The sequence below is a fragment of the Rhizobium sp. BG4 genome (genome assembly GCF_016864575.1).
Classification (GTDB): Bacteria; Pseudomonadota; Alphaproteobacteria; order Rhizobiales; family Rhizobiaceae; genus Rhizobium.
Genome location: NZ_CP044125.1, coordinates 488,529 through 512,265 on the forward strand (window position 1 = coordinate 488,529; position 23,737 = coordinate 512,265).

Genomic DNA, 23,737 nt, shown 5'->3' on the forward strand with positions numbered 1-23,737 from the left:
GCGGCACGCCTTCCCCTCGCGAAGGCCGCGACAAAGGATATAGCCGATGCTTGATTTCTATTTTCACGCGACACCGAACTCAATGAAAGTGGCGGTGCTGCTGCACGAACTCGACCTCGCCTTCAAGGTTCACCCGATCGATATCTTCAAGGGCGAGCAGCACGCACCCGAGTTCCTGAAGATCAATCCCAACGGCAAGGTGCCTGCCCTCAGCGATGACGGCGTGACGGTCTTCGATTCCCACGCCATCCTAATCTATCTCGCCGGGAAGCATGGGCGCTTCATCCCTGCCGGTGCCGTCGAGAAGGCGGCGATGCTGTCCTGGCTGCAGCTGGTGGCGACCGGCCTCTCGCCGTTCTCGGGACAGGCGATCCACTTCCTGCACTATGCGCCGGAGGATATCCCCTATGCGAAGAACCGCTACGTGAAGGAGCTGGAGCGTCACTACCGGGTGCTCGACCAGCGCCTCGGCGCATCACCCTGGCTGGCGGGAGCCGAATACAGCATTGCCGACATGGCGCTGTGGGGCTGGGCGGCGTCTGCCGGCTATGTGTTCGGCGAGAAAGGCTTGGACGACTATCCCAACGTCGCCCGCTTCATGCAGACGATGGCGGAGCGGCCTGCCGTCCAGCGCGCCCTGCTGCTGAAGCAGGAGCATACGTTCAAGCACACGCTCGACGAGGAAACGCGCAAGGCGCTGTTCCCGCAGAACGCCGCCGCCTAACTGAGACAAACGGGAATGCGGCCGGAAGACCGCATTCCCTGAGACTTATTCGAAAACGAAGGCGAGGCGCTTGTTGGTGAGCTTCGCAAGCTGCTGCAGGCGGCCGTCGAGGCGTTCGCCGGTGAAGTCGTGATATTCGTGCGGCACGACGAGCTCGATGTCGATATCGGGCTGCGCCGACTTGCGGAAATGCAGGTTCTTCACCAAGCCCGGCATCGATGCCGAGAACAGGTAGACGACGCGCAGCATGCCGCCCAGGAGCTTGGCGCGGTCGACGAATTGCGGGCCGGCGATGGTCGCCAGCGGCGCCGTCGAGCCGTCGTCGTGCAGCCCCTCGAAGCGGTAGTAATTGGTCAGCGCGATGAAGGCGCGGCCCGGGTGGCTGATACCGACGAAGGACGAGTGGGCAATCAGGTTCAGCGCCTGCAGGCCGCGATAATCAGGATGCGCGCGCCAGCTGATATCGGCGAGCAGGCAGGCAGCCTGGCGGTAGCGGGATTCTTCCTCGGTCTCGGTGATGCCGAAACAGGGCATCATCCGGCCGGTCCATTCGGCCAGTTCGCGCGCATGCTCGGGTGAACGGGCACGCAGGATCGCGAGTTCACCGGCAGCGGCCAGCAGCGGATCGGCGCGGCGCTCGCCTTCCGACAGCAGCGAATAGAGATAGCCTTCGCGAACGCCCTGCGCCGAGAAGGAAATGATCGAGGGCTTCATGGCGCTCAACACTTCCTTCATGGCGACGGCGCCGAAGGGAAGCAGTGCGCGGCGATGCTTGGAGACCGCCTGGAAGGCTGGGTCCTTGCTGTCTCTTGCGACTTCGACCTGATCGAGGAACTGCATCATGCTGTCGAGCGTGACTTCGTAGCCCTGCATCATGTGCAGCGGATACTGGGTCATCTCCATGTGCAGCTTGGCGATGTTTCGCCAGGTGCCGCCGACGGCATAGAAGGTGCGGCCGGTGCCCTTCCCCAGGATCTTCGTGGCGCTGCGCACATGCTTGCGGGCAAAGCTGCGGGCCTTGTCGAGCGAGCCGCCGGCATATTCCGACAGGCGCAGGCCGCCAAGCGGCAGCGTGATGCCGGTGCCGATCTCGCGTTCCCTGATATCGATGAGCTCGAGCGAGCCGCCGCCGAGGTCGCCGGCGATACCATCGGGATGGAAAAAGCCACTGACGATGCCGAGGGCGGAAAACTTTGCTTCTTCCTCGCCCGAGAGCACGCGGACCTTGCGCTTCAGGATGGTCTCGGCCTTGTGGATGAAATCCGGGCCGTTGGAGGCTTCGCGTGCGGCAGCGGTCGCGAGCACATACATGGTCGCGGCGCGGGCCTGATCGGACAGGGCCTTGAAACGGTGGAGAGCTGTCAGCGCCCGGTTGACGCTGTCCTCGTCCATCTTGCCGGTCAGCGCGATGCCTTTGCCGAGGCCACACAGAACCTTTTCGTTGAAAAGGATCGCAGGCGAGCGCGACATACCTTCATAGATGACCACGCGGATCGAGTTCGACCCGATATCGACGACGGAGACCGGGGCAATCCCTGGCAGGCGCCCCTGGGCTTCTGATTCAACCATGCAGGTCCAGTTATCTCTTGGTCCGGCCGGAAAGCAGACCGGCAATCAGCTTGGGCGCACTGGATTTCAGGGCTTCACCGCGGCCGGAAAGGCTGGGGTTGGTCATGAAATACTGCTGCGCGTTGAACGGCTCCTCGCCCTTGCGCACCTCCATGCGCCTGGACGTTCCGTCGGGCAATATCTCGTAGCTTTGCTGATTGTCAATGATATTGCCCAGCATGATCTGGGACAAAACCTGCTCCTTGACGGTCGGATTGGTCAGCGGCACCAGCGTCTCGACGCGGCGGTCGAGGTTGCGCGGCATCATGTCGGCCGATCCGATATAGACGAGCGCCTTGTCCGACGGCAGGCCATAACCGTTGCCGAAGCAGAAGATGCGGCTGTGTTCCAGGAAGCGGCCAACGATCGACTTGACGCGGATATTCTCCGACAGGCCAGGCACCTGCGGGCGCAGGCAGCAGATGCCGCGCACGACCAGATCGATCTCCACGCCGGCATGGCTCGCCGTATAGAGCGCGTCGATGATCTCGGGGTCGACGAGCGCGTTCATCTTCATCCAGATCGCCGCCGGCGCGCCGTTCTTCGCATGCATGATCTCTTCGTCGATGTGACGCAGGATGCGCGAGCGCAGCGTATAGGGCGAGACCGCCAGCTTCATGCTTTCTTCCGGCTCGCCATAGCCGGTGATGAAGTTGAAGATATTCGCCATGTCATGGGCGATCACGGGATTGCAGGTGAAGAAGGACAGGTCGGTGTAGATCTTCGCGGTGATCGGGTGATAGTTGCCGGTGCCGAGATGGCAGTAGCTGCGTAGCTTGCCCTCCTCGCGGCGCACCACCAGCGACATCTTGGAATGGGTCTTCAGTTCGATGAAGCCGAAAACGACCTGCACGCCGGCGCGCTCGAGGTCGCGCGCCCAGCGGATGTTCGCTTCTTCGTCGAAGCGCGCCTTGAGCTCGACCAGCGCCGTCACCGACTTGCCGGATTCGGCCGCATCGATCAGCGCACGGACGATCGGGCTGTCGTTGGAGGTGCGGTAAAGCGTCTGCTTTATCGCCAGAACGTCAGGATCGCGCGCAGCCTGGAGAAGGAACTGGACCACCACGTCGAAGGACTCGTAGGGGTGGTGAACCACCATGTCCTTTTCGCGGATGGCGGCGAAGCAGTCGCCGGCATGCTCGCGGACACGTTCGGGAAATCGGGCATTGTAGGGCGGAAACCGAAGATCGTCGCGCGGCGCCTTGGTGATCTCCGACAGCGTGTTCAGCGCCAGCAGACCCGGCAGAACGGCGATGCGGTTTTCGGGAACGCTGAGCGCCTGGACGACGAAATGGCGCAGCGAGGCCGGCATTTCGGAATCGGTCTCGATACGGATCACCTTGCCGCGGCGGCGGCGCTTCAGCGCCGTTTCGAAGAAGCGCACGAGATCTTCGGCTTCTTCTTCGACTTCGATATCGCTGTCGCGGATGATGCGGAACGTACCCGAACCCTGCACCTCATAGCCCGGGTAGAGCCGGTGGATGAAGATGTTGGCGACGTCCTCGAGCGTGATGTAGCGGATCGTGTTGCCATCATCGGGCAGGCGCACGAAACGGTCGAGCGCCGGCGGCAGGCGCAACAGCGCCGTCATCGGCTCGCGGCCATGCTTGCTGGCGAGCTGCAGGCCGATCGAGAAGCCGAGGTTCGGGATGAACGGGAACGGATGGGCGGGGTCGATCGACAGCGGCGTCAGGACCGGGAAAATCGCCTGCTCGAATTCGGTCGCCAGCCACTGACGGTCGGTGTCGCTCAATGCGCCCGGGCGGACGATCAGGATGTCCTCGCGGGCCAGATACTGCTGGAGCACGGCAAGCGATGCCTGCTGCTCCATCTGCAGATTATCGATCTCCTGCAGGATGGCATCGAGCTGCTCGGCCGGCGTCTTGCCGTCGGGCGTGCGCACGGCGATGTTCTGGCGCACCTGGGCCTCAAGGCCGGCGACGCGCACCATGAAGAATTCGTCGAGGTTGGCAGCCGAGATCGACAGGAAACGGACACGCTCAAGCAGCGGATGCTCGGTGTTCAGCGTCTCTTCGAGAACGCGGCGATTGAACTGCAGCCAGGAAAATTCCCGGTTGATGAAGCGCTCGGGGCTCTGCAGCAATTCTGCAAGTGGAGGGACGGCGGAGGACGCTTCCGGCTTCGGTTCCTGATGCTCCGCAACTGCACTGTCCATAGGCCGATCCGTCCCCATTTATTCGCCATCGCGAATTATATCAGTTTCACGACAGAACTGTGACAGTCAATCGACCGGGCCGGAATTTCCCAATTCATTCAATACTTCGGCCGCCATTGCCCGGGTGATCTTCGTGCCGCGCGACCAGGCGAGCCGGTCGAGCCGCTCGACGATCGTCTGGGCGGCGTTCAGCGAGCGTTCCATCCGGTTGACGATATAGAACACCAGTTTGTCATCTATATTAAGCTGCCGGTCAGAGAAGAGCTTGACGATCACCTGCGACAACAGCTCCTCATCCGGCTCGCCGATCTCGACGACGGTGGCGGCTTTCAGGCGCGACCGCAGGTCGGGAAGCTCGACCGGCCAGGACATCGGCCAGAGGCGGCTCGTCATCATCAGGCTATGGCCGTTTTCGCGCACGCTGTTGATGACGTGGAAGAGCGCCGTGTCATCGAAGCCTTCGCGGTCGACATCCTCGAACAGGACGGGACCGGCAGCGGCAGCGACTGCGGCATCGGAGCCGGCCTTCGGATGGATGCTCTGTGCGCCGCTATGCTCCTTCCAGATGCTGGCGAGATGCGACTTGCCCGAGCCGCCGGGTCCGGCCAGGATGACCACAGGCGACGGCCATTGCGGCCAGGCATCGACGATGGTGACGGCAGCACTCAGACGGTCGGAGATCAGGAGATCGTCACGACCGCTCGCGGCATCATGGGTAAAGACCAGCGGAAGCTGCTCTCCGGCCTTGCGCTTTGCATCGTTCATTTGGATTCGGCTTTGCTCTTGCGGGCAACAGACTTCGACTGACCCGCATAAAGATCGCTCTCAAGGTAGCGCGACAGGGCAAAGCGGACAAGAACGCCGACGGCAGCGGCTGCAGGCACCGCGATCAGCAGGCCGACGAAGCCGAAGAGCGCGCCGAACGCAAAGAGCGCGAACATCAGCCAGACCGGATGCAGGCCGACGCTGTGGCCGACGAGCTTCGGCTGCAGGATATTGCCTTCGAGAAACTGGCCGCTGAAGAATACGGCCAGCACGGCGCCGACCCAGATGTAATCGGGCCAGAACTGCACGATGGCGACGCCAACGGCGATCAGCAGGCCGAGCATCGAGCCGACATAGGGAATGAAGCTGATCATGCCGGCGAAGAGACCGATCAACAGGCCGAAATTGAGGCCGACCAGCGACAGACCGGCGGCATAGTAGATGCCGAGGATGAGGCAGAGCGAGCCCTGCCCGCGGATGAAGCCGGCGATGGCCTGATCGATCTCGCGGGCGATCTGGTGGACATTGGCAACGTAGTCGCGCGGAATGTAACGGTCGATCTGCGCCACCATGCGGTCCCAGTCGAGCAGCATGTAGAAGGCGACGACGGGTGTGACGATCAGCAACGAGATCAGGTTGACGACGGCAAGGCCGGAGCTCCAGATCTGCGCGAACAGGCCGGTCAGGAAGCCGACGCCCTGCGAGAGGATTTCCGAGAAATTGTTCTTGATCGTGCCGAGCTGGCTCTTGATCCATTCCGGCAGCAGCGAATTCTGCGAGGTGGTGATGAACTGCTGCAGCTGATCGATATAGCCCGGGAACTTGCCGGCGAAATCGGTGAACTGGCTCGCCAGGATCGGGATCAGCGTCATCAGCGCAATGACGATCACCAGCACGAAGCAGACGAGAATGACGATCGTGGCCATCATCCGGCTGAGGCCGATACGCTGCAGCCGGTCGGCGACCGGATCGAGGAAATAAGCGATCGCCATTCCGGCCAGGAACGGCAGCAGGATGGAGCTGAAGACGAGCAGGAACAGGATGAAGAATGCGAGCACGCCGAGCCAGAAGAAGACCTGGCGCTTCAGACTTGTCCCGCTGACCTGATTTGGCATCGATTACCCCGTGTTGTCCCGCCCGCGACACGATTTTGGCCGCGAACGCTTTCAAAGCACATAGGCTGCAGCCCGGAAGATGGTCAACCCTGCCCGGAGAAATCCCATTCGCAGACCTTGAAAGAGCGGGAAATTGGGGCTTTTCTCTGTGCACCGCCTTGCATAAAGCGCACTCTCATGCAATTGCGACCGGCATGTGAAGCGGTCATTTGTCCGCATTTTGTCCGCACGTGCAAAACCCACCGGAGAGCAGCATGAGCCAGTCTGGGAAAAACGGCCTGACCTATAGCGATGCAGGCGTCGATATCGATGCCGGCAACCTGATGGTGGAGAAGATCAAGCCTGCCGTGCGTTCGACGCGCCGCCCCGGCGCCGATGGCGAAATCGGCGGCTTCGGTGGTCTCTTCGACCTCAAGGCGGCGGGCTTCAAGGATCCGGTTCTGGTTGCCGCCAATGACGGCGTTGGCACGAAGCTGAAGATCGCGATCGACGCGGATTATCACGACACCGTCGGCATCGACCTCGTTGCCATGTGCGTCAACGATCTCGTCGTCCAGGGCGCCGAGCCGCTGTTCTTCCTCGACTATTTCGCCACCGGCAAGCTCGACCCGAACCAGGGTGCGGCGATCGTCGAAGGTATTGCCGCGGGCTGCCGCGATGCGGGCTGCGCGCTGATCGGCGGCGAGACCGCTGAAATGCCCGGCATGTATTCCTCCGGCGACTACGACCTCGCGGGCTTTGCCGTCGGCGCTGCCGAGCGCGGCGAACTGCTGCCGGCAGGCGACATTGCCGAAGGCGACGTCATTCTCGGCCTCGCCTCCTCCGGCGTTCACTCGAACGGCTTCTCGCTGGTACGCAAGATCGTGGAACTCTCCGGCCTCGGCTGGGATGCACCGGCACCCTTTGCAGAAGGCAAGAAGCTCGGCGAAGCGCTGCTGACGCCGACCCGCATCTATGTGAAGCCGCTGCTGAAGGCGATCCGCGAGACGAAGGCGATCAAGGCGCTGGCCCACATCACCGGCGGTGGTTTCCCTGAAAATATTCCGCGCGTGCTGCCGAAGCATCTGGCCGCCGAGATCGACCTGTCGGCCGTCAAGGTTCCGGCCGTATTCTCCTGGCTTGCCAAGACCGGCGGCGTCGAAGCCAAGGAAATGCTGCGCACCTTCAACTGCGGCATCGGCATGATCGCCGTCGTTTCGGCTGAGAATGTCGAAGCCGTGACCAAGGCGCTCGAGGCCGAAGGCGAGAAGATCGTCGTGCTCGGCCGGATGATCGCCCGCGCAGAAGGCGCGACCGGCACCCAGTATCAGGGTACGCTCGCCCTATGAGCACGCCGCGCAAACGCGTCGTCGTCTTCATCTCCGGCGGCGGCTCCAACATGCTGGCGCTCGTCGCCGCGGCGAAAGCCGCAGACTTCCCGGCGGAGATCGTCGGCGTGATCTCGGACAAGGCGGATGCCGGCGGCCTCGCCAAGGCGGCCGCCGAGGGCATCCCGGCCTTCGCCTTCGTGCGCAAGGACTATGCCAGCAAGGAAGCTCATGAGGCGGCGATCTTCGAAGCGCTCGATACGCTCTCGCCCGACATCCTCTGCCTCGCCGGCTACATGCGCCTGCTGAGCGCGACGTTCATCCAGCGCTACGAGGGACGGATGATCAACATCCACCCTTCGCTGCTCCCCCTCTTCCCCGGCCTCCACACCCACCAGCGCGCCATCGACGCCGGCATGCGGATCGCAGGCTGCACCGTGCATTTCGTCACCGAAGGCATGGACGAAGGCCCGGTCATCGGCCAGGCGGCAGTACCGGTGCTCTCGGGCGATACGGCCGACACGCTGGCCGGACGCGTGCTCACGGTCGAGCATCAGCTCTATCCGCAGGCGCTGAGGCTGTTTGCCGAGGGCAAGGTGCGGATGGAAGGCGGCAAGGCTGTCGGGACCGGTGCCGGCGCTGCGGCGGGGACTGAGCGGGTTATTTCGCTGATCGGGTGATGTTGACCGGTCCGCCGATGCGGATCATCATGGCTCCGGTATTGATGGAGCCCGCGCATGACGATAACCGTCAGCATCGATGAAGCCAGCCTCCCCGAACTTCTCGCCATGGTCGAGGCTGGTGAGGAGATCGTCATCGTCCGCGACGGGATGCCGGTGGCCAAGATGGCTGCGGTCGTTGCGGATGACGAGAAGCGCAGGCAAGCGATAGAGGCCGTCCGCGCCTTCCGGAAAACGATGCCTGCTATCACCCAGGAAGAAATTGCGGAATGGAAGACGATAGGCCGGCGATGACGGCCAAATTCGTTGTCGATTCTTCCATTGTGTGCAGTTGGGTTCTCCCAGACGAAAGCTCATCGATCGCGGCTGCCGCATTCGTCCATCTGCAAACCGCCGACGCGATTGCTCCCGATCTACTGTGGCACGAAGTGCGCAATGTCCTGATGATGGCCAGGAAGCGCAATCGCATCACCTTCGACAAGGCTTGTGAAGGTGTGAAACTCTTGCGTGGACTAGCTATCTTCACGCAGCGCTCGTCGAGCGACGACACGATTCTCGATCTGGCAGAACGGCATCAATTGACGGCCTATGACGCGGCCTATCTGGCGCTGGCGATCGAATCCAGGCTGCCGCTCGCCACGCTAGACAGGCAACTGATCGCAGCGGCAGCGCGCGAAGGCGTGCCGCTGCTCTCTGATTAGGCCGCAATCGCCTGAAGCCGATGCAGCGTGCCGTCGCTATAGACGAACTGCCCGGCGCGGAACGTCGCGCGGATGCGGTGCACATCCCCCTTCTCGACCGCCACCAGATCGGCGCGCTGGCCGAGCGCGATCTCGCCGCGATCCAGCAATCCGGCCGAGCGGGCGGCATTCGACGTTGCCATGGCAACGGCGGCCGGCAGGTTGTTATCCATCGCGTCGGCGATCTTGAAGATACCGGGGACGAAGGCGGCCGGGTGGTAGTCGGCGGCGATGACGGAGAGAAGGCCAGCCTTGGCGGCATCGAGGGCGCTGAGATTGCCGGACATCGACTGGCCGCGCAGCGCGTTCGGCGCGCCCATCAGCGTCCAGAGGCCACGGCGGCGGGCTTCTTCGGCGGCCGGCAGCGTGACCGGGAATTCGCTGATCGTCACGCCGAGATCATGCATCTCGGCAACCTTCTCGGCGCTGTCGTCATCATGCGAGGCGAGCGACAGCTTGTGCTGCAGCGACAGCGCGACGATCTCCCGGAGCTTCGCGTCGATTGCCGGATCCTCGCGCATGGCGATGCGCTTCTGGACGATTTCCAGCGCCATTTCCTTGGTGATCGCGCGGCGCTCGGAAATGCTCGCGACATAGGCTTCGATATTGTTGTACTGGCCCTGCCCCGGCGTGTGGTCGGTCAGCGAGACCATGTCGACCTGATCGGCAGCGAGCAGCTTTTCCAGCGTGGCCGCGGCGCCGACATTGGTGATCTCGTAGCGCGCATGAACCTTGTGATCGATCAGCAGCGAGTTGCGCAGACGATTGATGCCCTCGATGACGGCAGAGGTGGTCGCCAGCGAACGGACATGGCCGTAGACGCTCTCGGTCGCAAAGGAGATCGCCGCATAGGCCGTCGTCACGCCGGCTGCGGCGAGCTTCTTGTCGAGCTCGTGAATACCGAAATCGATCGGCATCATCGCATTCGGGCGCGGCGCGATCTCGCGCTCGATCATATCGCCATGCAGATCGACGAAGCCCGGCATCAGGAAGCGCCCGCCGCCATCGATCGCCGCACCGGCGACCGGCGCATCACGGATCTCGGCGATGACGCCATCCTCGACACGCACCGAGCCGTGGCTCACGATTTCACCGGGAAGGACGAGCGTGAAATTACTGAGCCACATGATTTTTCTCCTGTTGGGGCAAGGCGGGAAGACAAACCGCAGCGCATAGGCCGGATTCGTGACAAACGCGTGAAAACACCGTGGCGCGCGGCTATTTTCGGGCTAGCGCCAGATCCCTTTGTTCATCGCCGCCCATTGCAGCAGGATGATCGTCTTCATGTCGCGGATGTCGCCGTTGCCGATCATGGCCAGCGCGTCGTCGAACGCCACTTCCAGCACCTCGATATCCTCATGCTCCTCGGCCAGTCCGCCACCGTTTGAAACGCGATCTGCGGTATCGACCTCGGCGGCGAAGAAGTGGACGATTTCGGCGTTGGAGCCGGGGGAGCTGTAGGCCTTGAACAGGAAGCGGACGTCGCGGATGCGGAAGCCGGTTTCTTCCATCGCCTCGCGGCGGATGGCAGCTTCGGGCTCGTCGCCGTCGAGCAGGCCGGCGGGCGTCTCGAACATGAAGGGCATCTCGCCGTGCAGATCGGGCGGCAGGCGATATTGGCGCACGAGCACGACGGTGCCGCGCTTGGCATCGTAGAGCAGGATCGTTGCGGCCGGGGTGCGGTGATAAACCTCGCGGTCGAGCCGGTGGGTTACGCCTTCGGAATCGGTATAGTCGATCTTATAGGCGCTGAGCTTGGTCCAGCCCCGGGAGAGCACGGTTTCGCTGACGATTTTGGCGCCAGCCTTCTCGAATTTCGTCATGCGGCGTCCTTGCGTAGCCAGACCTTGTTGTCGTGGACGGCGGCACCGCCATAGGGCGCGACGGGATCGGCGCCGGTGAGCACGTTGATCCCCTCGCCGTCAACATGCGCCTTGTTCGGCCACAGGCCCTCGGCGATGAGGACGCCGGGCTTCACTTCCTCGGTGATCTTCACGTGGATGCGCAGGTCGCCCCTGGTGTTGCCGATGCGGACGAGATCGCCGCTCTCGATGCCGTTCGCTTCGGCATCGGCCGGATTGACCATTAGTTCCGGGCGGCCCTCCTTCTGGCGCGAGGTCTTCGTCTCGGCGAAGCTCGAATTGAGGAAGTTGCGGGCTGGAGAGGTGGCGAGGCGGAAAGGATGGTCGGCATCGGCGAGCTCGATGACATCCACCTGATCCGGGAAAGCAGGCAGCTGCTCATGCGGGCCGAAGGCGCCGAGGACTTCAGGCGGCTTGTTCGGCGCGGCGCCATTCACCCAGTCCGGGCGGAAGTGGAACTTGCGGTCGGCGTGGGCAAAGCCGTTCAGGAAATGCGCGTCGTCGAATTCCGGCTGGCGGTCGAACCACTTGTTTTCGAGGAAATAGTCGTAATCCGGCAGATTGCTGTCCTTCAGCACGCGATCGACCATTTCGCGCGCCGTAAAGCCAAAGCCCGGTCGGTCGGCGACGCCGAGGCGCTTGGCGAGCTCTTCGATGACGAAGAGATTGGTACGAACGGTTTCCGGCGGCTCGACGAGCTTGGGGCCGAGCAGAATGTGGTTCTGGCCGCCGGCGCGGTAGATATCGTCATGCTCGACGAACATCGTGGCCGGGATGACGATATCGGCCATCTCGGCGGTATCGGTCATGAACTGCTCGTGGACGGCGACGAAGAGATCGTCGCGGGCAAAGCCCTGTTTCACCAGCCGCTGCTCGGGGGCGATATTCACCGGATTGGTGTTCTGGATCAGCATGGCGGTGACAGGGCCGCGGTGGCGAAGCGCCACAGCATCACCGGTCAGCGCCCGGCCGATCTGCGACTGGTCGATCATCCTGATGTCATGATCCTTCATCGACTTGCCGGTCAGTTCCGCATTGTTCATGCGGAAGATATCGCTGTTCGAATGGAAGGCGCCGCCGCCCTCATATTGCCAGGAGCCGAGAACGGTGGCGATCGAGGCGGCCGCATGCATGGCGACCGCGCCGTTGCGCTGGCGGGTGAACCCGTAGCCGAGGCGGAAATAGCTCTTTTTCGTGGTGCCGACGAGTTTGGCGAAATCCTCGATCTCGGCGACGGAAAGCCCGGTGATCCCGGCCGCCCATTCCGGCGTCTTGGTCTTCAGATGCGCTTCGAGACCGGCGGGATCGTCGGCAAATTTCGCCATATAGGCGCGGTCGGCATAGCCGTCGCGGAAGGCGACGTGCATGACGGCGCAGGCGAGTGCGGCATCGGTGCCGGGCTTGACGATGAGCGCCATGTCGGCCTGCTTCATCGTCGGGTTGTCGTAGATATCGATGACGACGATCTTCGCGCCGCGTTCCTTGCGGGCCTTAATCGCGTGGGTCATGACATTGACCTGCGTGGCGACCGCATTGGTGCCCCAGATGACGACGCAATCGGTGCGCGCCATTTCGCGCGGATCGGGGCCACGCAGCGTGCCGGTTGCCATCGTGAAGCCGGTCCATGCCGGGTTGGTGCAGATCGACGAGAAGAAGCCGGAATAGCGCTTGGCATGACGCAGGCGCTCGATCGAGTCGCGCTGCACCCAGCCCATGGTTCCGGCATAGAAATAAGGCCAGATGGCTTCACTGCCATCCTTGGCTTCCGCCTTGACGAAGGCATCGGCGATCTCATCCAGCGCGTCGTCCCAGGATATCTGCTGCCAGCTGCCAGCCCCCTTGGCGCCCTTGCGGCGTAAGGGATGCATCAGTCTGTCAGGGTGATAAAGGCGCTCGGCATAGCGGGCGACCTTGGCGCAGATGACGCCCGACGTATAGCTGTGGTCGCCTGCCCCGCGCACGCGGCCGATCCGGCCGTCATCGGTGATATCGACCTCCAGCGCGCAGGTGGAGGGACAGTCGTGCGGACAGGCGGTGTGCCCGACCCGGGATTTCGCGTGAATGGGGGTCGCAATGTTCATATGATTTCTATATGCGAAGCGGAAAGCGGCCAAAAGCCGGAAAGTGCGCCGATCAGGCGAATTCATGACAGGCATCAGCAACGATGAACTACCGCCATATCTATCATGCGGGCAATTTTGCCGATGTGCTGAAGCATGCGGTGCAGGCACGGCTGATCCGCTATCTGCAGAAGAAGGACGCTGCCTTCCGCGTGCTCGATACGCATGGCGGCATCGGCCTCTACGACCTCTCTTCCGAGGAAGCCCAGAAGACCGGCGAATGGCAGACGGGCATCGGCAAACTGATGGAGGCCGATCTCGATCCGCAGGTGGCCGATCTGCTTGAGCCCTATCTCTCGGCGGTTCGCGAGCTCAATCCTGAAGGCGGTATCCGCTACTATCCGGGTTCGCCGAAGCTTTCGCGGATGCTGTTCCGCCCGCAGGACCGGTTGTCCGCCATGGAGCTGCATCCGGAAGATTTCGTGCGGCTGCATCGCCTGTTCGAAGGCGACCACCATGTGCGTATCACCGAGCTCGACGGCTGGCTGTCGCTCGGTGCGCATCTGCCGCCGAAGGAAAAGCGCGGCATGGTGCTGGTCGATCCGCCATTCGAAGAGGACGGCGAGTACGAGCGGCTGGTGGACGGACTGGTGAAGGGCTACCGCCGCTTCCCGGGCGGCACCTATTGCCTGTGGTATCCGCTGAAGAAGGGCGCGCCGATCAAGGAATTCCACGAGGCGCTGCAGGCGACCGGCATTCCAAAGATCCTCTGCGCCGAACTCAGCGTGCGCAGCGACCGGGGCATCACCGGCCTGACCGGCTCCGGGCTGATCATCGTCAACCCGCCCTTCACGCTGAAGGACGAATTGCACCGGATGCTCCCTGCCCTCAAGGATATCATGGCGCAGGACCGCTACGCATCGCACCGCGCCTTCTGGCTGCGCGGCGAAGAGAAGGCCGCGCGGGACGATTGACGCCTGCCCAACGACGACTGGCCATCGCCCCGATTGACCATGACGGCGGCGTGCGGAATAGTCCGCCGCGCCAACGCATTTCCATAGGTGTATGATGAAGCTCCTCTGCGCAACGACCTCACCCTATTCGAGCAAAGTCCGCATGGCGGCGCGCTATCTCGAGCTCGATGTCACGGAAATCCGCGTCGATACCAATGCCGGCCCGGCGATCCTCGTCGACAACAATCCGCTGGGCAAGATCCCTACCCTTCTGACCGACGATGGCGCATCGGTTTTCGACAGCATCGCCATCATGCATTATTTCCACCGGCTGAAGAAAAAGAAGCTCTATCCCGACAAGAACGGCAAGCGCACCGAGGCCGAGATTTTGGAAGCGCTTTGCGACGGCATCTGCGACTGCCTGCTGGCGATCGTCTATGAACGGCGTTTCCGGGACGAGGAAAAGGTGCATCAGCCCTGGATCGACCGGCAGTGGAAGAAGGCCGTCAGCGGCCTCAACCATATCAGCGCCCATCCGCCGAAACTCGGCAAGAAGCTGCACGGCGGCCATTTCGCCCTCGCTGCCGCAATCGGCTATCTCGACCTGCGCTTCAAGGGCCAGTGGGAAGCGGATCATTCCGAGCTGATCGGTTGGATCCGGGATTTCGAGAAGAAGTTCCCCGCCTATCCCGATCTCAAACCGCAACAATAAAAAAGCCCGGCTCGAAGCCGGGCTTTTTCTTTGACCGGAAACCGATCAGAACTTCACGCCGATACCGACCTTGACGCTCTGCTCGTCATAGCCGCGCGAAACGCTGCCGATGCCGGTGTCGTAGTTCTTGTTCTGGTAATCGCTGAAGCGATATTCGACGCGAGCGGTGATGTTGTTCGTGACGAAAGCTTCTGCGCCGACGCCGACGGTGTAGCCGTAGGAGGTCTTGTCGTCAGAATCGCCGCCAGCGCTAACCTTGTTGTTGGTCGCAGCAAGACCAGCCGTGCCGTACAGCAGGAAGGGGTTCAGGTCGTAGCCAACGCGGCCGCGAACGGAGCCGTTGAAACGGTTCTTTTCGGTAACGCCGCCAGCCGAATGGTCGAGGCCGGAATAACCGAGGTCGGCTTCAACACCGTAAACGATCTGACCAGCCTGCCAGTTGTAGCCCGTGTAGAGCTGACCACCGAGGGCGTAGCCGTCACGGCTGTTGTTGAAGTCACCCATGTTGTAGGTGCCTGCACCGCCGAGGTAGAAGCCTTCCCAGTTACCTGCCGGGGTAACCGGCTCGTTCTGGGCTACCGGAGCTTCCGGGACCTGGTCAACTGCATCGGCAGCATTTGCAGCGGTGAAGCCGGCTACGACGAAGGCAGAAGCCATCAGGCTAGCAATGAGTGTACGCATACTTGTCTCCTTTCAGTCCCGCGCTCTTCGTCAACTGTTTTACACCGAAGCATTCGCGAGCAATTACTAGATGTCCCTCTCGGATCGAGGGTGAAAGTGGAGCCCAATTGCGGATTTGAAAGAGCCAAATTGTGAAATGATTGTGGCGGCGGGGTGGCTGAAATTCGATGTTGCTATAGCGCAACAGACTATTTGTTAACCATAATGAATGGTTAAATTAACAATACTTATTTTACGAAAATCTATTCTCAAATAATACATAGAATAAATCGGCCTGAAACGCAATTGCATTCACCTATTTATCTACTCTTCGCCCGCCCCTATATAGGAAGCACTTAGCTTCATTGATGACGAAGGCAAGCTTTTGAGCGGGAAAAGACTTAAGGCCGCACTGGTAACCGGTGCCGCCAAAAGAATAGGCCGGGCGATTGCCAAGGATTTGGCGGATAACGGCTTTTCGGTCGCAGTTCATGCGAATGGTTCGCTCGCCGAAGCCGATCGCTTTGTGGCCGAATTGCGACAGAGCGGTGCGCGGGCGATTGTGGTCCAGGGCGATCTTACAAAAATAAATGAGACGGCAAGCCTGATCGAAAAGGCTTCTGCGGAGCTCGGACCGCTCGATCTTCTGGTCAACAACGCCTCGATTTTCGCCGAAGATTCGCTGCGCAAATTCGACGCCGCAATCTGGGACGAGCATTTCGCCGTGCATCTCCGCGCGCCGTCGATTCTCGCCGCCAAGTTCGCCGAGCAGCTGCCGGATGGCGCCGACGGGCTGATCGTCAACATCATCGACCAGCGCGTCTGGGCGCTGCGGCCGAGCTTCTATTCTTATACGCTGTCGAAATCGGCGCTGTGGACGGCGACGCAGACGATGGCACAGGCGCTGGCGCCGCGCATCCGCGTCAACGCGATCGGGCCCGGCCCCTCGATGCCGAGCGAGCGGCAACTGCAAGAAGACTTCCAAGCGCAGGTCGCAGCCCTTATCTTGAAGAGGGGTCCTGAACTGGAGGAATTCGGACGAACGATTCGTTTTCTGTTCGAAACGCCCTCGGTCACAGGCCAGATGATTGCACTCGACGGCGGCCAGCATCTCGCGTGGCAGACGCCGGATGTGCTGGAGATCAAGGAATGAATGCCAAGAAGCTGCCGGATGGCGGTGTTCTTTATGATGAGATCGACGAGACGGATGACGATATCGAGGTGGAGGGCGAACCTTCCGCCGCGCCGATCTCTGCCGGGATCGACTGGAACGAGGGCGGGATCAACGAGACCGGCCTAACCGGCCAGGAGCTGATCGGCGAATTCGTCAAGCGACTGCCGAACAGCCCGGGCGTCTATCGCATGTTCAATGCCGATGGCGATGTGCTCTATGTCGGCAAGGCGCGCAGCCTGAAGAAGCGTGTCAGCAACTATGCGATGGGGCGCGTCCACTCGAACCGCATCGCCCAGATGGTCCGCCAGACGGCCCATATGGAGTTCGTGACGACCCGCACCGAAATCGAGGCGCTGCTTCTCGAAGCGAATCTGATCAAGCGCTTGCGGCCGCGCTTTAATGTGCTGCTGCGCGACGACAAGTCGTTTCCCTATATCCTGATTACCGGGGATCACCGGGCACCGGCGATCTTCAAGCATCGCGGCGCGCGTGCCCGCAAGGGCGAGTATTTCGGCCCCTTCGCCTCGGCCGGCGCCGTCGGGCGGACGATCAATTCGCTGCAGCGCGCCTTCCTCATCCGCACCTGTACCGACAGCGTCTTCGAGACGCGCACCCGCCCCTGTCTGCTCTATCAGATCAAGCGCTGTTCGGGTCCGTGCACCCACGAAGTCAGCGATGCCGGTTATGGCGAACTGGTGCAGGAGGCGAAGGACTTCCTTTCGGGCAAGAGCCAGAAGGTGAAGGCGCATATGGCTGAGGCCATGAATGCCGCCGCCGAGGATCTCGATTTCGAGCGCGCCGCCGTCTATCGTGATCGCCTCGCCTCGCTGTCGCACGTCACCAGCCATCAGGGCATCAATCCTGCCGGTGTCGACGAAGCAGACGTTTTCGCCATCCACCACGAAGGCGGGGTTTCCTGCATCCAGGTGTTCTTCTTCCGCACCGGGCAGAACTGGGGTAACCGCGCCTATTTCCCGAAGGCCGACCCGCAGCTGACGAGCGCCGAGGTGTTGAGCGCGTTCCTGGCGCAGTTCTATGACGACAAGCCGGTGCCGAAGCAGATCATGCTGTCGGAAACCGTCGACGAGATGGAACTGCTGTCGGCTGCCCTCGGCGAGAAGGCCGGGCACAAGGTCTCGATCCTCGTGCCGCAGCGCGGCGAGAAACGCGATCTGGTGGATCACGTCGTCGGCAATGCCCGCGAGGCGCATGGGCGCAAGCTCGCGGAAACCGCATCGCAGTCGCGGCTGCTCGACGGCTTCAAGACGACATTCAATCTTCCCTACGTGCCGCAGCGCGTCGAGATCTACGACAACTCGCATATCATGGGTACCAATGCGGTCGGCGGCATGGTGGTCGCGGGGCCGGAGGGTTTTGTGAAGAACCAGTACCGGAAGTTCAACATCAAATCGGCCGACATCACCCCGGTGACGACTTCGGGATGATGAAGGAAGTGATGACCCGGCGCTTCCAGCGCCTCATCAAGGAAGAGGGCATTCCAGATCGCTCGCAGCCCGTTGCTACCGGCATCGACGCCGCCGACATGCCCTTCCCGGCATGGCCGGACGTTATCCTCATCGACGGTGGTCAGGGGCAGATGACGGCCGTCCGGGCAATCCTCGAAGAACTCGGCATCACCGACAGCGTCATCGCCATCGGCGTCGCCAAGGGTGTCGACCGCGAAGCAGGACGCGAACGCTTCTTTCCGCCGGGCAAGGAGAGCTTCTCGCTGCCGCCGCGCGATCCGGTGCTCTACTTCATCCAGCGCATGCGCGACGAGGCGCACCGCTTTGCGATCGGCTCGCACCGGGCGCGGCGCAAGAAGGAGATGGTCAAGAACCCGCTGGACGAGATCGGCGGCATCGGACCGTCGCGCAAACGCGCGCTGCTGCAGCATTTCGGCACCGCCAAGGCCGTCTCGCGCGCAGCGCTTTCCGACCTGATGGCAGTCGAGGGTATTTCGGAGGCGGTGGCCAAGGTGGTCTACAATCATTTTCACGACGACGCCGCGAAATAGGCTGTTACGGTCGCAAATTCCACGCAAAGGACAGCGAAAACCAGAAAGAATGTTGACGGTCGAGGGCCAAAGCCGTCATCTACGGGCACATCATTTCAGAGAACAGATTCATGGCATCGCGCGCATACAATATCCCGAACCTGCTGACCTACGGACGCATTCTTGCGGTGCCGCTGATCGTCATCTGCTTCTTCGTCGAGGGACGGCTGCAGAGCTCGGATCTCGCCCGCTGGGTCGCATTCTGGATCTTCGTCATCGCCTCGGTCACCGACTTCCTCGATGGCTATCTGGCCCGCATCTGGAACCAGACGTCGAATATCGGCCGCATGCTCGATCCGATCGCCGACAAGCTGCTGGTCGCCTCGATCCTGCTGCTCGTTGCTGCCGACGGCACGATTGCCGGCTGGTCGATCTGGGCGGCGATCATCATTCTCTGCCGTGAAATACTGGTCTCCGGCCTGCGCGAATATCTGGCGGCGCTGAAGGTCAGCGTTCCCGTGACGCGGATCGCCAAGTGGAAGACGACGGTACAGCTGGTCGCCATCGCCTTCCTGCTGGCAGGCCCCGCCGGTGACGCCGTGCTGCCCTACACGACGCAGATCGGCATCGGCCTTCTGTGGATCGCCGCGCTGCTGACGATCTATACCGGCTACGACTATTTCCGCGCCGGCCTCAAGCACATCGTGGACGAAGAGTGATGACACGCCTCGTCTACTTCGCCTGGGTGCGCGAGCGGATCGGCAAGAGCGAGGAAGAGATTTCGCTGCCCGCCTCCGTCGTCACCGTCTCCGATCTTCTGAGTCATCTGAAGGGCTTGGGCGAAGAGTATGAGACCGCGCTTCAATATGAGAACGTCATCCGCGTGGCGCTCGATCAGGAGCATGTGGAGCACGACGAACCGATCGGGAATGCCCGCGAGATCGGGATTTTTCCGCCGATGACGGGTGGGTGAGACGGTGAGCGCCGTGCCAGTCCGCCCCCCTCTGCCCTGCCGGGCATCTCCCCCACAGGTGGGGAGATTGGCTGGACGCACCGGCTTCCCCAAACAATTGACGTTGCAGAACCACCCAACGCAGGAATGGCGCGAGGAGCACGCCACTCGTAATCTCCCCACCCGTGGGGGAGATGGCCGGCAGGCCAGAGGGGGGCTGGCACGGCACACCCTCTCCGCCTCCGCGAGGGTGTGCCCATGACCCCCACCATCCGCGTCCAGCGCGACGATTTCGACCTACAGGCCGAAACCACCCTCCTCACCAAGGGCAAACCCGGCATCGGCGCCATCGTCACCTTCACCGGCCTCTGCCGCGACGAAGGCGGGACGCTTTCGGCGCTGGAGCTTGAGCACTACCCGGGCATGGCGGAAGCCGAGATGCTCAGGATCGCCAATCTCGCCATCGAGCGCTTCGAGCTCAAGGGCCTCACCGCCATCCACCGCTACGGCAAGATCGCGGCAGGCGAGAATATCGTGCTGGTCATCGCCGCCGCCCCGCATCGGCAGGCAGCCTTCGACGGCGCCAATTTCGTGATGGATTACCTGAAGACCTCGGCGCCATTCTGGAAGAAGGAACATGCCAGAGACGGCAAGAGCGGCGACTGGATCGCCGCCAAGGACAGCGACGACAGCGCCCGCGACAAGTGGAAATGAGCAGAACCTTTTAAGGTATTGCCCGCTCCCGCCGGCTCATCACCAGCAGGAAGACCAGCAGCGAGAAGACCGCGAAGTCGCGCCAGAGGAACGAGCCATAGGCCGTCCAGAGCGTTTCCGCGAAGCCGACACCTGCCGCCCCGCCCGCTGATTTCAACGGATCGGAATAGCCGCCGGCGGCCGAGATCATCAGCACTTTCAGGCCGAAGAGCAGGCCGGCGCCAAAATCCATCGTGCCGTAATAGAAGGTCGTGAGGATGCCGCAGCAGGTGGCGAAGAAGATGGCTGCCACATAGGCGATCAGGAAGACGCGGCCGGAGCTCGTGCCGCAAAGTTCGGCGGCGAGCGGATCATCGGTGACGGCGCGCCAGATGCGGCCGAGGCGGGTGTAGCGCAGGATCAGTGCTCCCGCTGCAATCAGCGCGATCATCATGCCGGTATTGACGAGCTGCATCAGCGTCAGCGTCACCTTGAAGGAGGCGTCGCTCCAGAGCACGACCGTGCTGTTCAGCAAGGGCGGCAGCCAGAGCTCGCGGGTCTGCGAGGCGAGCCTTACCGTTTCCATCAGCAGGATGGTGACGCCGAGTGCGGCGACAATAACCGTATTGGCGGAGCGGCGCACCAGCGGCCGCATGATGCTGCGGCCGATCCAGAAGCCTGTGAGCAGCGAATAGACGAAGGACAGGCCGATGCCGATCGCCAATGCAGCGGGCAGCACCAGCCACAGCTTGTTATAGGCGAAATCGGTGAACAGCAGCAGGATCTGGCCGGCGAAAGCGAACATCGCGCCATAGGTGATATCGGCCCGCTTGGTGACGCCGAAGGCCAGCGAATAGCCGAAGGCCAGCGCCGCATAGAGCGCGGCGAGCGGCACGGCATTGGCCAGTTGCTGCAGCAGATATCCCATTCACATGCTCCGTATCGCCTAAAATAATAACTGGCAAAATAGGTTTTACCAGTTATATTTTCAGCATGAGCTTTACCTGGACCCCGCATCGCTTTTCCGGCGGCGCTTTGGCGCTCGATGTCGCCAACAGCGTCATTCTGCGCCATGATGCCGAGCGCAGCATCGACCGTTTTGCCTCGACCGCGCAACTCGACGCCTTTCCGGCTGCAGCGACGGAATTCTGTGCCGAGCGGGCGCTGTTCGGCGATGTCCTGCCGGTCCATCAAGAGAACCGGCCGGCCTTTCTCGGCCTTCGCGAGGCTGTTGACCGCTATTTCCGCCAGCGGGTGCTTGGCGAAGCCGATGATGCGACGCTGGCCGATCTTCTGGAGCGGATCGCATCGGCGCTGCGCGGGGCGCGGCCGGATGGCCTCGATGCGGCGACGGCGCATTCGGCGCTACGGCTGATCGCCATGCCGGATCCTGACAGAATGAAGATATGCCGGAACTGCGGCTGGCTGTTCATCGACCGCAGCAAGAACAGGAGCCGCGCCTGGTGCGACATGGCCGTCTGCGGCAACCGGGCAAAGGCCAGCCGCCATTACCGGCGCAAGAAGGAGGAGATGCCATGAAGATCAAGGCGATTGCCGCGCTCGGCCTCTCGGCCCTGCTGATCGCAGGCTGCCAGCGCGAAATGGAAAAGATGGTCGAAGTGACCGGCCACATGTTCGTCTTCAACTACCGCGTGGCGACGGCCACCTATCTGGTGACGCTGCGAAAGACCTCGCCGATCCCCGATGGCGCCGTGGCGATCGCCGAGTTCGAAAACCCGGCGGGCGGCGATCCCATCACCCTGCAGGAGAAGATCTTCCCCGCCTGGGACAAGATCACCCTGCAGAGCCCGGCGATCCACTGCGTGCGCAAGGACAAGCCGTACAGCGCCAAGATCAAGCTGGTCTCCGCCGACGGCAAGACGCTGCAGGAACTGCAAACGCAATTCGTCTCCGATGTCGACCAGGCGGCGATGCTGCCGAGCAAGCCGCTGGTGGTCGGGCCATTCTACAATAAGAATCCCGAGGTGTTTAAGGCTGACGGGACGGTGGATTATTCGAATACGGACAAGTGTCCGGCGGTTTGAGGGGTCCGCGCCCGGAGCCCCCTCATCCGCCTGCCGGCACCTTCTCCCCAAGGGGAGAAGGGAACACGCCGCAACCTCTCCATCCCTTCTCCCCAGCGGGGAGAAGGTGGCCCGATAGGGCCGGATGAGGGGGCCGCACACGCCAATGCCCAACAGCACCCAAACAAAAAGCCGGAGCAAAAGCCCCGGCTTCAAGAGTCATTTCAATCACTTCAGCCCTCAGGCTGACATTCCGATTCAGCCGACGATTTCGGTGTCGGAGAACCAGTACTTGATTTCCTGGGCAGCGGTTTCAGGAGCGTCAGAGCCATGAACCGAGTTTTCGCCGATCGAGAGAGCGTGAACCTTGCGGATCGTGCCTTCGTCAGCGTTTGCCGGGTTGGTTGCGCCCATGATTTCGCGGTTCTTCAGGATGGCGCCTTCGCCTTCCAGAACCTGAACGATGGTCGGGCCCGAGGTCATGCCTTCAACGAGTTCGCCGAAGAAGGGACGTTCCTTGTGAACGGCGTAGAAGCCTTCAGCTTCGCGCTTGCTCATCCAGACGCGCTTGGATGCGACGACGCGCAGGCCGGCGTCTTCGAGCATCTTGGTGATAGCGCCCGTGAGGTTGCGCTTCGTTGCATCAGGCTTGATCATCGAAAAGGTGCGTTCAATCGCCATTGGGTCAAATCCTCTGGTTTAGCGGGAAAAGTGGGCGGTCTTTACCCGCCCGCCGCCCCGAAAACAAGGGGGATGAGGCAATTTCACGCCGCTGTCACAGTGCGCCCCCGGCTTTCGTGAAGATCGAGGCAGCGATCGAGCCATGCGATAACCGGATCATCCGGCGCCAGCATCGAGAGCCCCGCGGTGACCCGGAGCCATTGCAGCGCGCTAAAGACGATATAGTCGGCAAAGAGCGGGCTCTCGCCGCCGATGAAGGGCTGGAACTTCAGCATGTGGCGCATCGGCTCCAGCTTGGCGGCGAAGGCTGCCTCTTCGGCGGCGCGGTTCGCCACCACATCCTCCAGCTTCCGGCCGAGCCGCTGCTCGCGGCTTTCACGGAAATAGGCCTTGTCGCCCTCGTCGAGCGCGCCATGGATATCCATCAGCGCTATGCGCATGATCGCGGTATGGATCACCATCTGCGAATAGCCCTCGACTATGCGCGACAGCGCCTTGCCGCCCTCGCCGCCAAACAGCGAGGGGCGATCGGGATAGGCTTCCTCCAGATAGAGGGCGATCGCGAAACTGTCGGTGACGAGGTGGCCGTTATCGTCGAGCACCGGCAGGGTCGGCGAGAAGCCGCCGCCGATTTTTGCGATACCGGCATAGGTCGTCGGGATCTCCTCAAAGGCCAGGCCCTTATGCGCCAGCGCCATCACCGCCTTCCAGCAATGCGGAGAAAAGAAGTGCTGCGGATTGGCGCCGCAGAGCGAATAGAGCGCAAGCGTCATGGCGATCCTTTCATGAATGACAGGCGCATTTCACGGCAAAGCGGCGCGGCAATCAAATGACGAAATCTGATGGGCGCCATCG

The 23,737-nt window shown here is 62.1% G+C and carries 24 protein-coding genes and 1 pseudogene; 14 read left to right on the forward strand and 11 right to left on the reverse strand.

Annotation, left to right across the window (positions count from 1 at the left end; translation table 11 throughout):
- Nucleotides 1-46 precede the first annotated feature (46 nt).
- Nucleotides 47-724: a glutathione S-transferase N-terminal domain-containing protein gene (locus F2982_RS02640; protein WP_203429144.1), complete on the forward strand. Its 678-nt coding sequence runs from the start codon at nt 47-49 to the stop codon at nt 722-724.
- Nucleotides 725-769: 45 nt separating this feature from the next.
- Here the strand turns inward: F2982_RS02640 and ppx are convergent, their stop codons facing one another.
- The 4 genes from ppx to F2982_RS02660 all read right to left on the reverse strand — a co-directional run bounded on the left by ppx (nt 770) and on the right by F2982_RS02660 (nt 6,388).
- Nucleotides 770-2,293, reverse strand: coding sequence for an exopolyphosphatase (ppx, locus tag F2982_RS02645; protein WP_130282748.1), 1,524 nt, complete (start codon nt 2,291-2,293; stop codon nt 770-772).
- Nucleotides 2,294-2,303: 10 nt separating this feature from the next.
- Nucleotides 2,304-4,508, reverse strand: coding sequence for an RNA degradosome polyphosphate kinase (locus tag F2982_RS02650; RefSeq protein ID WP_112718788.1), 2,205 nt, complete (start codon nt 4,506-4,508; stop codon nt 2,304-2,306).
- A gap of 66 nt (nt 4,509-4,574) precedes the next feature.
- Entirely contained in the window at nt 4,575-5,273 is a 699-nt protein-coding gene (gene hdaA, locus F2982_RS02655; protein WP_203429145.1) for a DnaA regulatory inactivator HdaA, read from the reverse strand.
- The gene (locus F2982_RS02660; protein ID WP_112718790.1) at nt 5,270-6,388 is read right to left on the reverse strand and encodes an AI-2E family transporter; all 1,119 of its coding nucleotides are present in this window, start codon (nt 6,386-6,388) and stop codon (nt 5,270-5,272) included. The genes hdaA and F2982_RS02660 overlap by 4 nt, the downstream gene beginning before the upstream one ends.
- A gap of 254 nt (nt 6,389-6,642) precedes the next feature.
- On the opposite strand from F2982_RS02660, the gene purM reads away from it, so the two are divergent.
- The 4 genes from purM to F2982_RS02680 are packed head-to-tail and all read left to right on the forward strand — an operon-like array spanning nt 6,643 to nt 9,076.
- Entirely contained in the window at nt 6,643-7,716 is a 1,074-nt protein-coding gene (gene purM / locus F2982_RS02665; protein ID WP_112718791.1) for a phosphoribosylformylglycinamidine cyclo-ligase, read from the forward strand.
- Nucleotides 7,713-8,375: a phosphoribosylglycinamide formyltransferase gene (gene purN / locus F2982_RS02670; protein ID WP_203429146.1), complete on the forward strand. Its 663-nt coding sequence runs from the start codon at nt 7,713-7,715 to the stop codon at nt 8,373-8,375. Before purM ends, purN begins: the two co-directional genes overlap by 4 nt.
- A 57-nt stretch (nt 8,376-8,432) precedes the next feature.
- Nucleotides 8,433-8,669, forward strand: a complete 237-nt coding sequence (locus F2982_RS02675; protein WP_203429147.1) for a type II toxin-antitoxin system prevent-host-death family antitoxin — start codon at nt 8,433-8,435, stop codon at nt 8,667-8,669.
- Nucleotides 8,645-9,076: a type II toxin-antitoxin system VapC family toxin gene (locus tag F2982_RS02680; protein ID WP_203429148.1), complete on the forward strand. Its 432-nt coding sequence runs from the start codon at nt 8,645-8,647 to the stop codon at nt 9,074-9,076. Before F2982_RS02675 ends, F2982_RS02680 begins: the two co-directional genes overlap by 25 nt.
- On the opposite strand, the gene F2982_RS02685 is transcribed toward F2982_RS02680, so the two are convergent.
- From F2982_RS02685 to F2982_RS02695, 3 genes are all read right to left on the reverse strand, one after another.
- Nucleotides 9,073-10,242 (reverse strand): alpha-D-ribose 1-methylphosphonate 5-triphosphate diphosphatase, encoded by a 1,170-nt coding sequence (locus tag F2982_RS02685; protein WP_203429149.1) that lies wholly within the window; start codon nt 10,240-10,242, stop codon nt 9,073-9,075. The genes F2982_RS02680 and F2982_RS02685 overlap by 4 nt on opposite strands.
- Before the next feature lie 102 nt (nt 10,243-10,344).
- A complete protein-coding gene (locus F2982_RS02690) occupies nt 10,345-10,938 on the reverse strand; it encodes an NUDIX domain-containing protein (RefSeq protein ID WP_203429150.1) in 594 nt (197 codons plus the stop codon).
- Nucleotides 10,935-13,058 carry a molybdopterin oxidoreductase family protein gene (locus F2982_RS02695; protein WP_246777499.1) on the reverse strand — a complete coding sequence of 708 codons (2,124 nt, stop codon included), beginning with the start codon at nt 13,056-13,058 and terminating at the stop codon, nt 10,935-10,937. The genes F2982_RS02690 and F2982_RS02695 overlap by 4 nt, the downstream gene beginning before the upstream one ends.
- An 83-nt stretch (nt 13,059-13,141) precedes the next feature.
- On the opposite strand from F2982_RS02695, the gene F2982_RS02700 reads away from it, so the two are divergent.
- Both F2982_RS02700 and F2982_RS02705 read left to right on the forward strand, forming a co-directional pair.
- Nucleotides 13,142-14,011, forward strand: coding sequence for a 23S rRNA (adenine(2030)-N(6))-methyltransferase RlmJ (locus tag F2982_RS02700; RefSeq protein WP_203429152.1), 870 nt, complete (start codon nt 13,142-13,144; stop codon nt 14,009-14,011).
- Nucleotides 14,012-14,105: 94 nt separating this feature from the next.
- Nucleotides 14,106-14,702 carry a glutathione S-transferase gene (locus F2982_RS02705; RefSeq protein WP_130282768.1) on the forward strand — a complete coding sequence of 199 codons (597 nt, stop codon included), beginning with the start codon at nt 14,106-14,108 and terminating at the stop codon, nt 14,700-14,702.
- Nucleotides 14,703-14,747: 45 nt separating this feature from the next.
- Here the strand turns inward: F2982_RS02705 and F2982_RS02710 are convergent, their stop codons facing one another.
- The gene (locus tag F2982_RS02710; protein ID WP_199628818.1) at nt 14,748-15,383 is read right to left on the reverse strand and encodes an outer membrane protein; all 636 of its coding nucleotides are present in this window, start codon (nt 15,381-15,383) and stop codon (nt 14,748-14,750) included.
- Between the two features lie 364 nt (nt 15,384-15,747).
- Between F2982_RS02710 and F2982_RS02715 the strand changes: the two genes are divergently transcribed.
- From F2982_RS02715 to F2982_RS02735, 5 genes and pseudogenes are all read left to right on the forward strand, one after another.
- A complete protein-coding gene (locus F2982_RS02715; protein WP_203429153.1) occupies nt 15,748-16,515 on the forward strand; it encodes an SDR family oxidoreductase in 768 nt (255 codons plus the stop codon).
- Nucleotides 16,512-18,553, forward strand: a pseudogene (uvrC, locus tag F2982_RS02720) (excinuclease ABC subunit UvrC). Before F2982_RS02715 ends, uvrC begins: the two are co-directional and overlap by 4 nt.
- Before the next feature lie 110 nt (nt 18,554-18,663).
- On the forward strand, nt 18,664-19,251 hold the full coding sequence (gene pgsA, locus F2982_RS02725; protein ID WP_203429154.1) for a CDP-diacylglycerol--glycerol-3-phosphate 3-phosphatidyltransferase: 588 nt from the start codon (nt 18,664-18,666) through the stop codon (nt 19,249-19,251).
- Entirely contained in the window at nt 19,251-19,505 is a 255-nt protein-coding gene (moaD, locus tag F2982_RS02730) for a molybdopterin converting factor subunit 1 (RefSeq protein WP_199628821.1), read from the forward strand. The genes pgsA and moaD overlap by 1 nt, the downstream gene beginning before the upstream one ends.
- A 231-nt stretch (nt 19,506-19,736) precedes the next feature.
- Nucleotides 19,737-20,198 (forward strand): molybdenum cofactor biosynthesis protein MoaE, encoded by a 462-nt coding sequence (locus F2982_RS02735; RefSeq protein ID WP_203429155.1) that lies wholly within the window; start codon nt 19,737-19,739, stop codon nt 20,196-20,198.
- Nucleotides 20,199-20,208: 10 nt separating this feature from the next.
- Here F2982_RS02735 and F2982_RS02740 read toward each other — a convergent pair whose 3' ends face one another.
- Complete coding sequence (locus tag F2982_RS02740) at nt 20,209-21,105, reverse strand: branched-chain amino acid ABC transporter permease (RefSeq protein ID WP_203429156.1); 897 nt, start codon at nt 21,103-21,105, stop codon at nt 20,209-20,211.
- A gap of 65 nt (nt 21,106-21,170) precedes the next feature.
- Here F2982_RS02740 and F2982_RS02745 point away from each other — a divergent pair, with 65 nt between their 5' ends.
- Together F2982_RS02745 and F2982_RS02750 are read left to right on the forward strand one after the other, a co-directional pair.
- On the forward strand, nt 21,171-21,716 hold the full coding sequence (locus tag F2982_RS02745; RefSeq protein WP_203429157.1) for a CGNR zinc finger domain-containing protein: 546 nt from the start codon (nt 21,171-21,173) through the stop codon (nt 21,714-21,716).
- Nucleotides 21,713-22,222, forward strand: coding sequence for a hypothetical protein (locus tag F2982_RS02750; RefSeq protein ID WP_203429158.1), 510 nt, complete (start codon nt 21,713-21,715; stop codon nt 22,220-22,222). The genes F2982_RS02745 and F2982_RS02750 overlap by 4 nt, the downstream gene beginning before the upstream one ends.
- Nucleotides 22,223-22,459: 237 nt before the next feature.
- Here F2982_RS02750 and ndk read toward each other — a convergent pair whose 3' ends face one another.
- Complete coding sequence (gene ndk, locus F2982_RS02755; protein WP_016553456.1) at nt 22,460-22,882, reverse strand: nucleoside-diphosphate kinase; 423 nt, start codon at nt 22,880-22,882, stop codon at nt 22,460-22,462.
- A gap of 83 nt (nt 22,883-22,965) precedes the next feature.
- Complete coding sequence (locus F2982_RS02760) at nt 22,966-23,655, reverse strand: glutathione S-transferase family protein (protein WP_203429159.1); 690 nt, start codon at nt 23,653-23,655, stop codon at nt 22,966-22,968.
- Between the last annotated feature and the right edge of the window lie 82 nt (nt 23,656-23,737).

Excerpts from the sequence above, each read along its gene's own strand:
- F2982_RS02695 (WP_246777499.1), bottom strand. The coding sequence starts at position 13,058 with ATGAACATTGCGACCCCCATTCACGCGAAATCCCGGGTCGGGCACACC.
- F2982_RS02705 (WP_130282768.1), top strand. The coding sequence starts at position 14,106 with ATGAAGCTCCTCTGCGCAACGACCTCACCCTATTCGAGCAAAGTCCGC.
- purM (WP_112718791.1), top strand. The coding sequence starts at position 6,643 with ATGAGCCAGTCTGGGAAAAACGGCCTGACCTATAGCGATGCAGGCGTC.
- pgsA (WP_203429154.1), top strand. The coding sequence starts at position 18,664 with ATGGCATCGCGCGCATACAATATCCCGAACCTGCTGACCTACGGACGC.
- F2982_RS02740 (WP_203429156.1), bottom strand. The coding sequence starts at position 21,105 with ATGGGATATCTGCTGCAGCAACTGGCCAATGCCGTGCCGCTCGCCGCG.
- ndk (WP_016553456.1), bottom strand. The coding sequence starts at position 22,882 with ATGGCGATTGAACGCACCTTTTCGATGATCAAGCCTGATGCAACGAAG.
- F2982_RS02660 (WP_112718790.1), bottom strand. The coding sequence starts at position 6,388 with ATGCCAAATCAGGTCAGCGGGACAAGTCTGAAGCGCCAGGTCTTCTTC.
- hdaA (WP_203429145.1), bottom strand. The coding sequence starts at position 5,273 with ATGAACGATGCAAAGCGCAAGGCCGGAGAGCAGCTTCCGCTGGTCTTT.
- F2982_RS02745 (WP_203429157.1), top strand. The coding sequence starts at position 21,171 with ATGAGCTTTACCTGGACCCCGCATCGCTTTTCCGGCGGCGCTTTGGCG.
- F2982_RS02675 (WP_203429147.1), top strand. The coding sequence starts at position 8,433 with ATGACGATAACCGTCAGCATCGATGAAGCCAGCCTCCCCGAACTTCTC.
- F2982_RS02700 (WP_203429152.1), top strand. The coding sequence starts at position 13,142 with ATGAACTACCGCCATATCTATCATGCGGGCAATTTTGCCGATGTGCTG.
- F2982_RS02640 (WP_203429144.1), top strand. The coding sequence starts at position 47 with ATGCTTGATTTCTATTTTCACGCGACACCGAACTCAATGAAAGTGGCG.
- F2982_RS02760 (WP_203429159.1), bottom strand. The coding sequence starts at position 23,655 with ATGACGCTTGCGCTCTATTCGCTCTGCGGCGCCAATCCGCAGCACTTC.
- F2982_RS02685 (WP_203429149.1), bottom strand. The coding sequence starts at position 10,242 with ATGTGGCTCAGTAATTTCACGCTCGTCCTTCCCGGTGAAATCGTGAGC.
- moaD (WP_199628821.1), top strand. The coding sequence starts at position 19,251 with ATGACACGCCTCGTCTACTTCGCCTGGGTGCGCGAGCGGATCGGCAAG.
- F2982_RS02680 (WP_203429148.1), top strand. The coding sequence starts at position 8,645 with ATGGAAGACGATAGGCCGGCGATGACGGCCAAATTCGTTGTCGATTCT.
- F2982_RS02690 (WP_203429150.1), bottom strand. The coding sequence starts at position 10,938 with ATGACGAAATTCGAGAAGGCTGGCGCCAAAATCGTCAGCGAAACCGTG.
- purN (WP_203429146.1), top strand. The coding sequence starts at position 7,713 with ATGAGCACGCCGCGCAAACGCGTCGTCGTCTTCATCTCCGGCGGCGGC.
- ppx (WP_130282748.1), bottom strand. The coding sequence starts at position 2,293 with ATGGTTGAATCAGAAGCCCAGGGGCGCCTGCCAGGGATTGCCCCGGTC.
- F2982_RS02750 (WP_203429158.1), top strand. The coding sequence starts at position 21,713 with ATGAAGATCAAGGCGATTGCCGCGCTCGGCCTCTCGGCCCTGCTGATC.
- F2982_RS02650 (WP_112718788.1), bottom strand. The coding sequence starts at position 4,508 with ATGGACAGTGCAGTTGCGGAGCATCAGGAACCGAAGCCGGAAGCGTCC.
- F2982_RS02710 (WP_199628818.1), bottom strand. The coding sequence starts at position 15,383 with ATGCGTACACTCATTGCTAGCCTGATGGCTTCTGCCTTCGTCGTAGCC.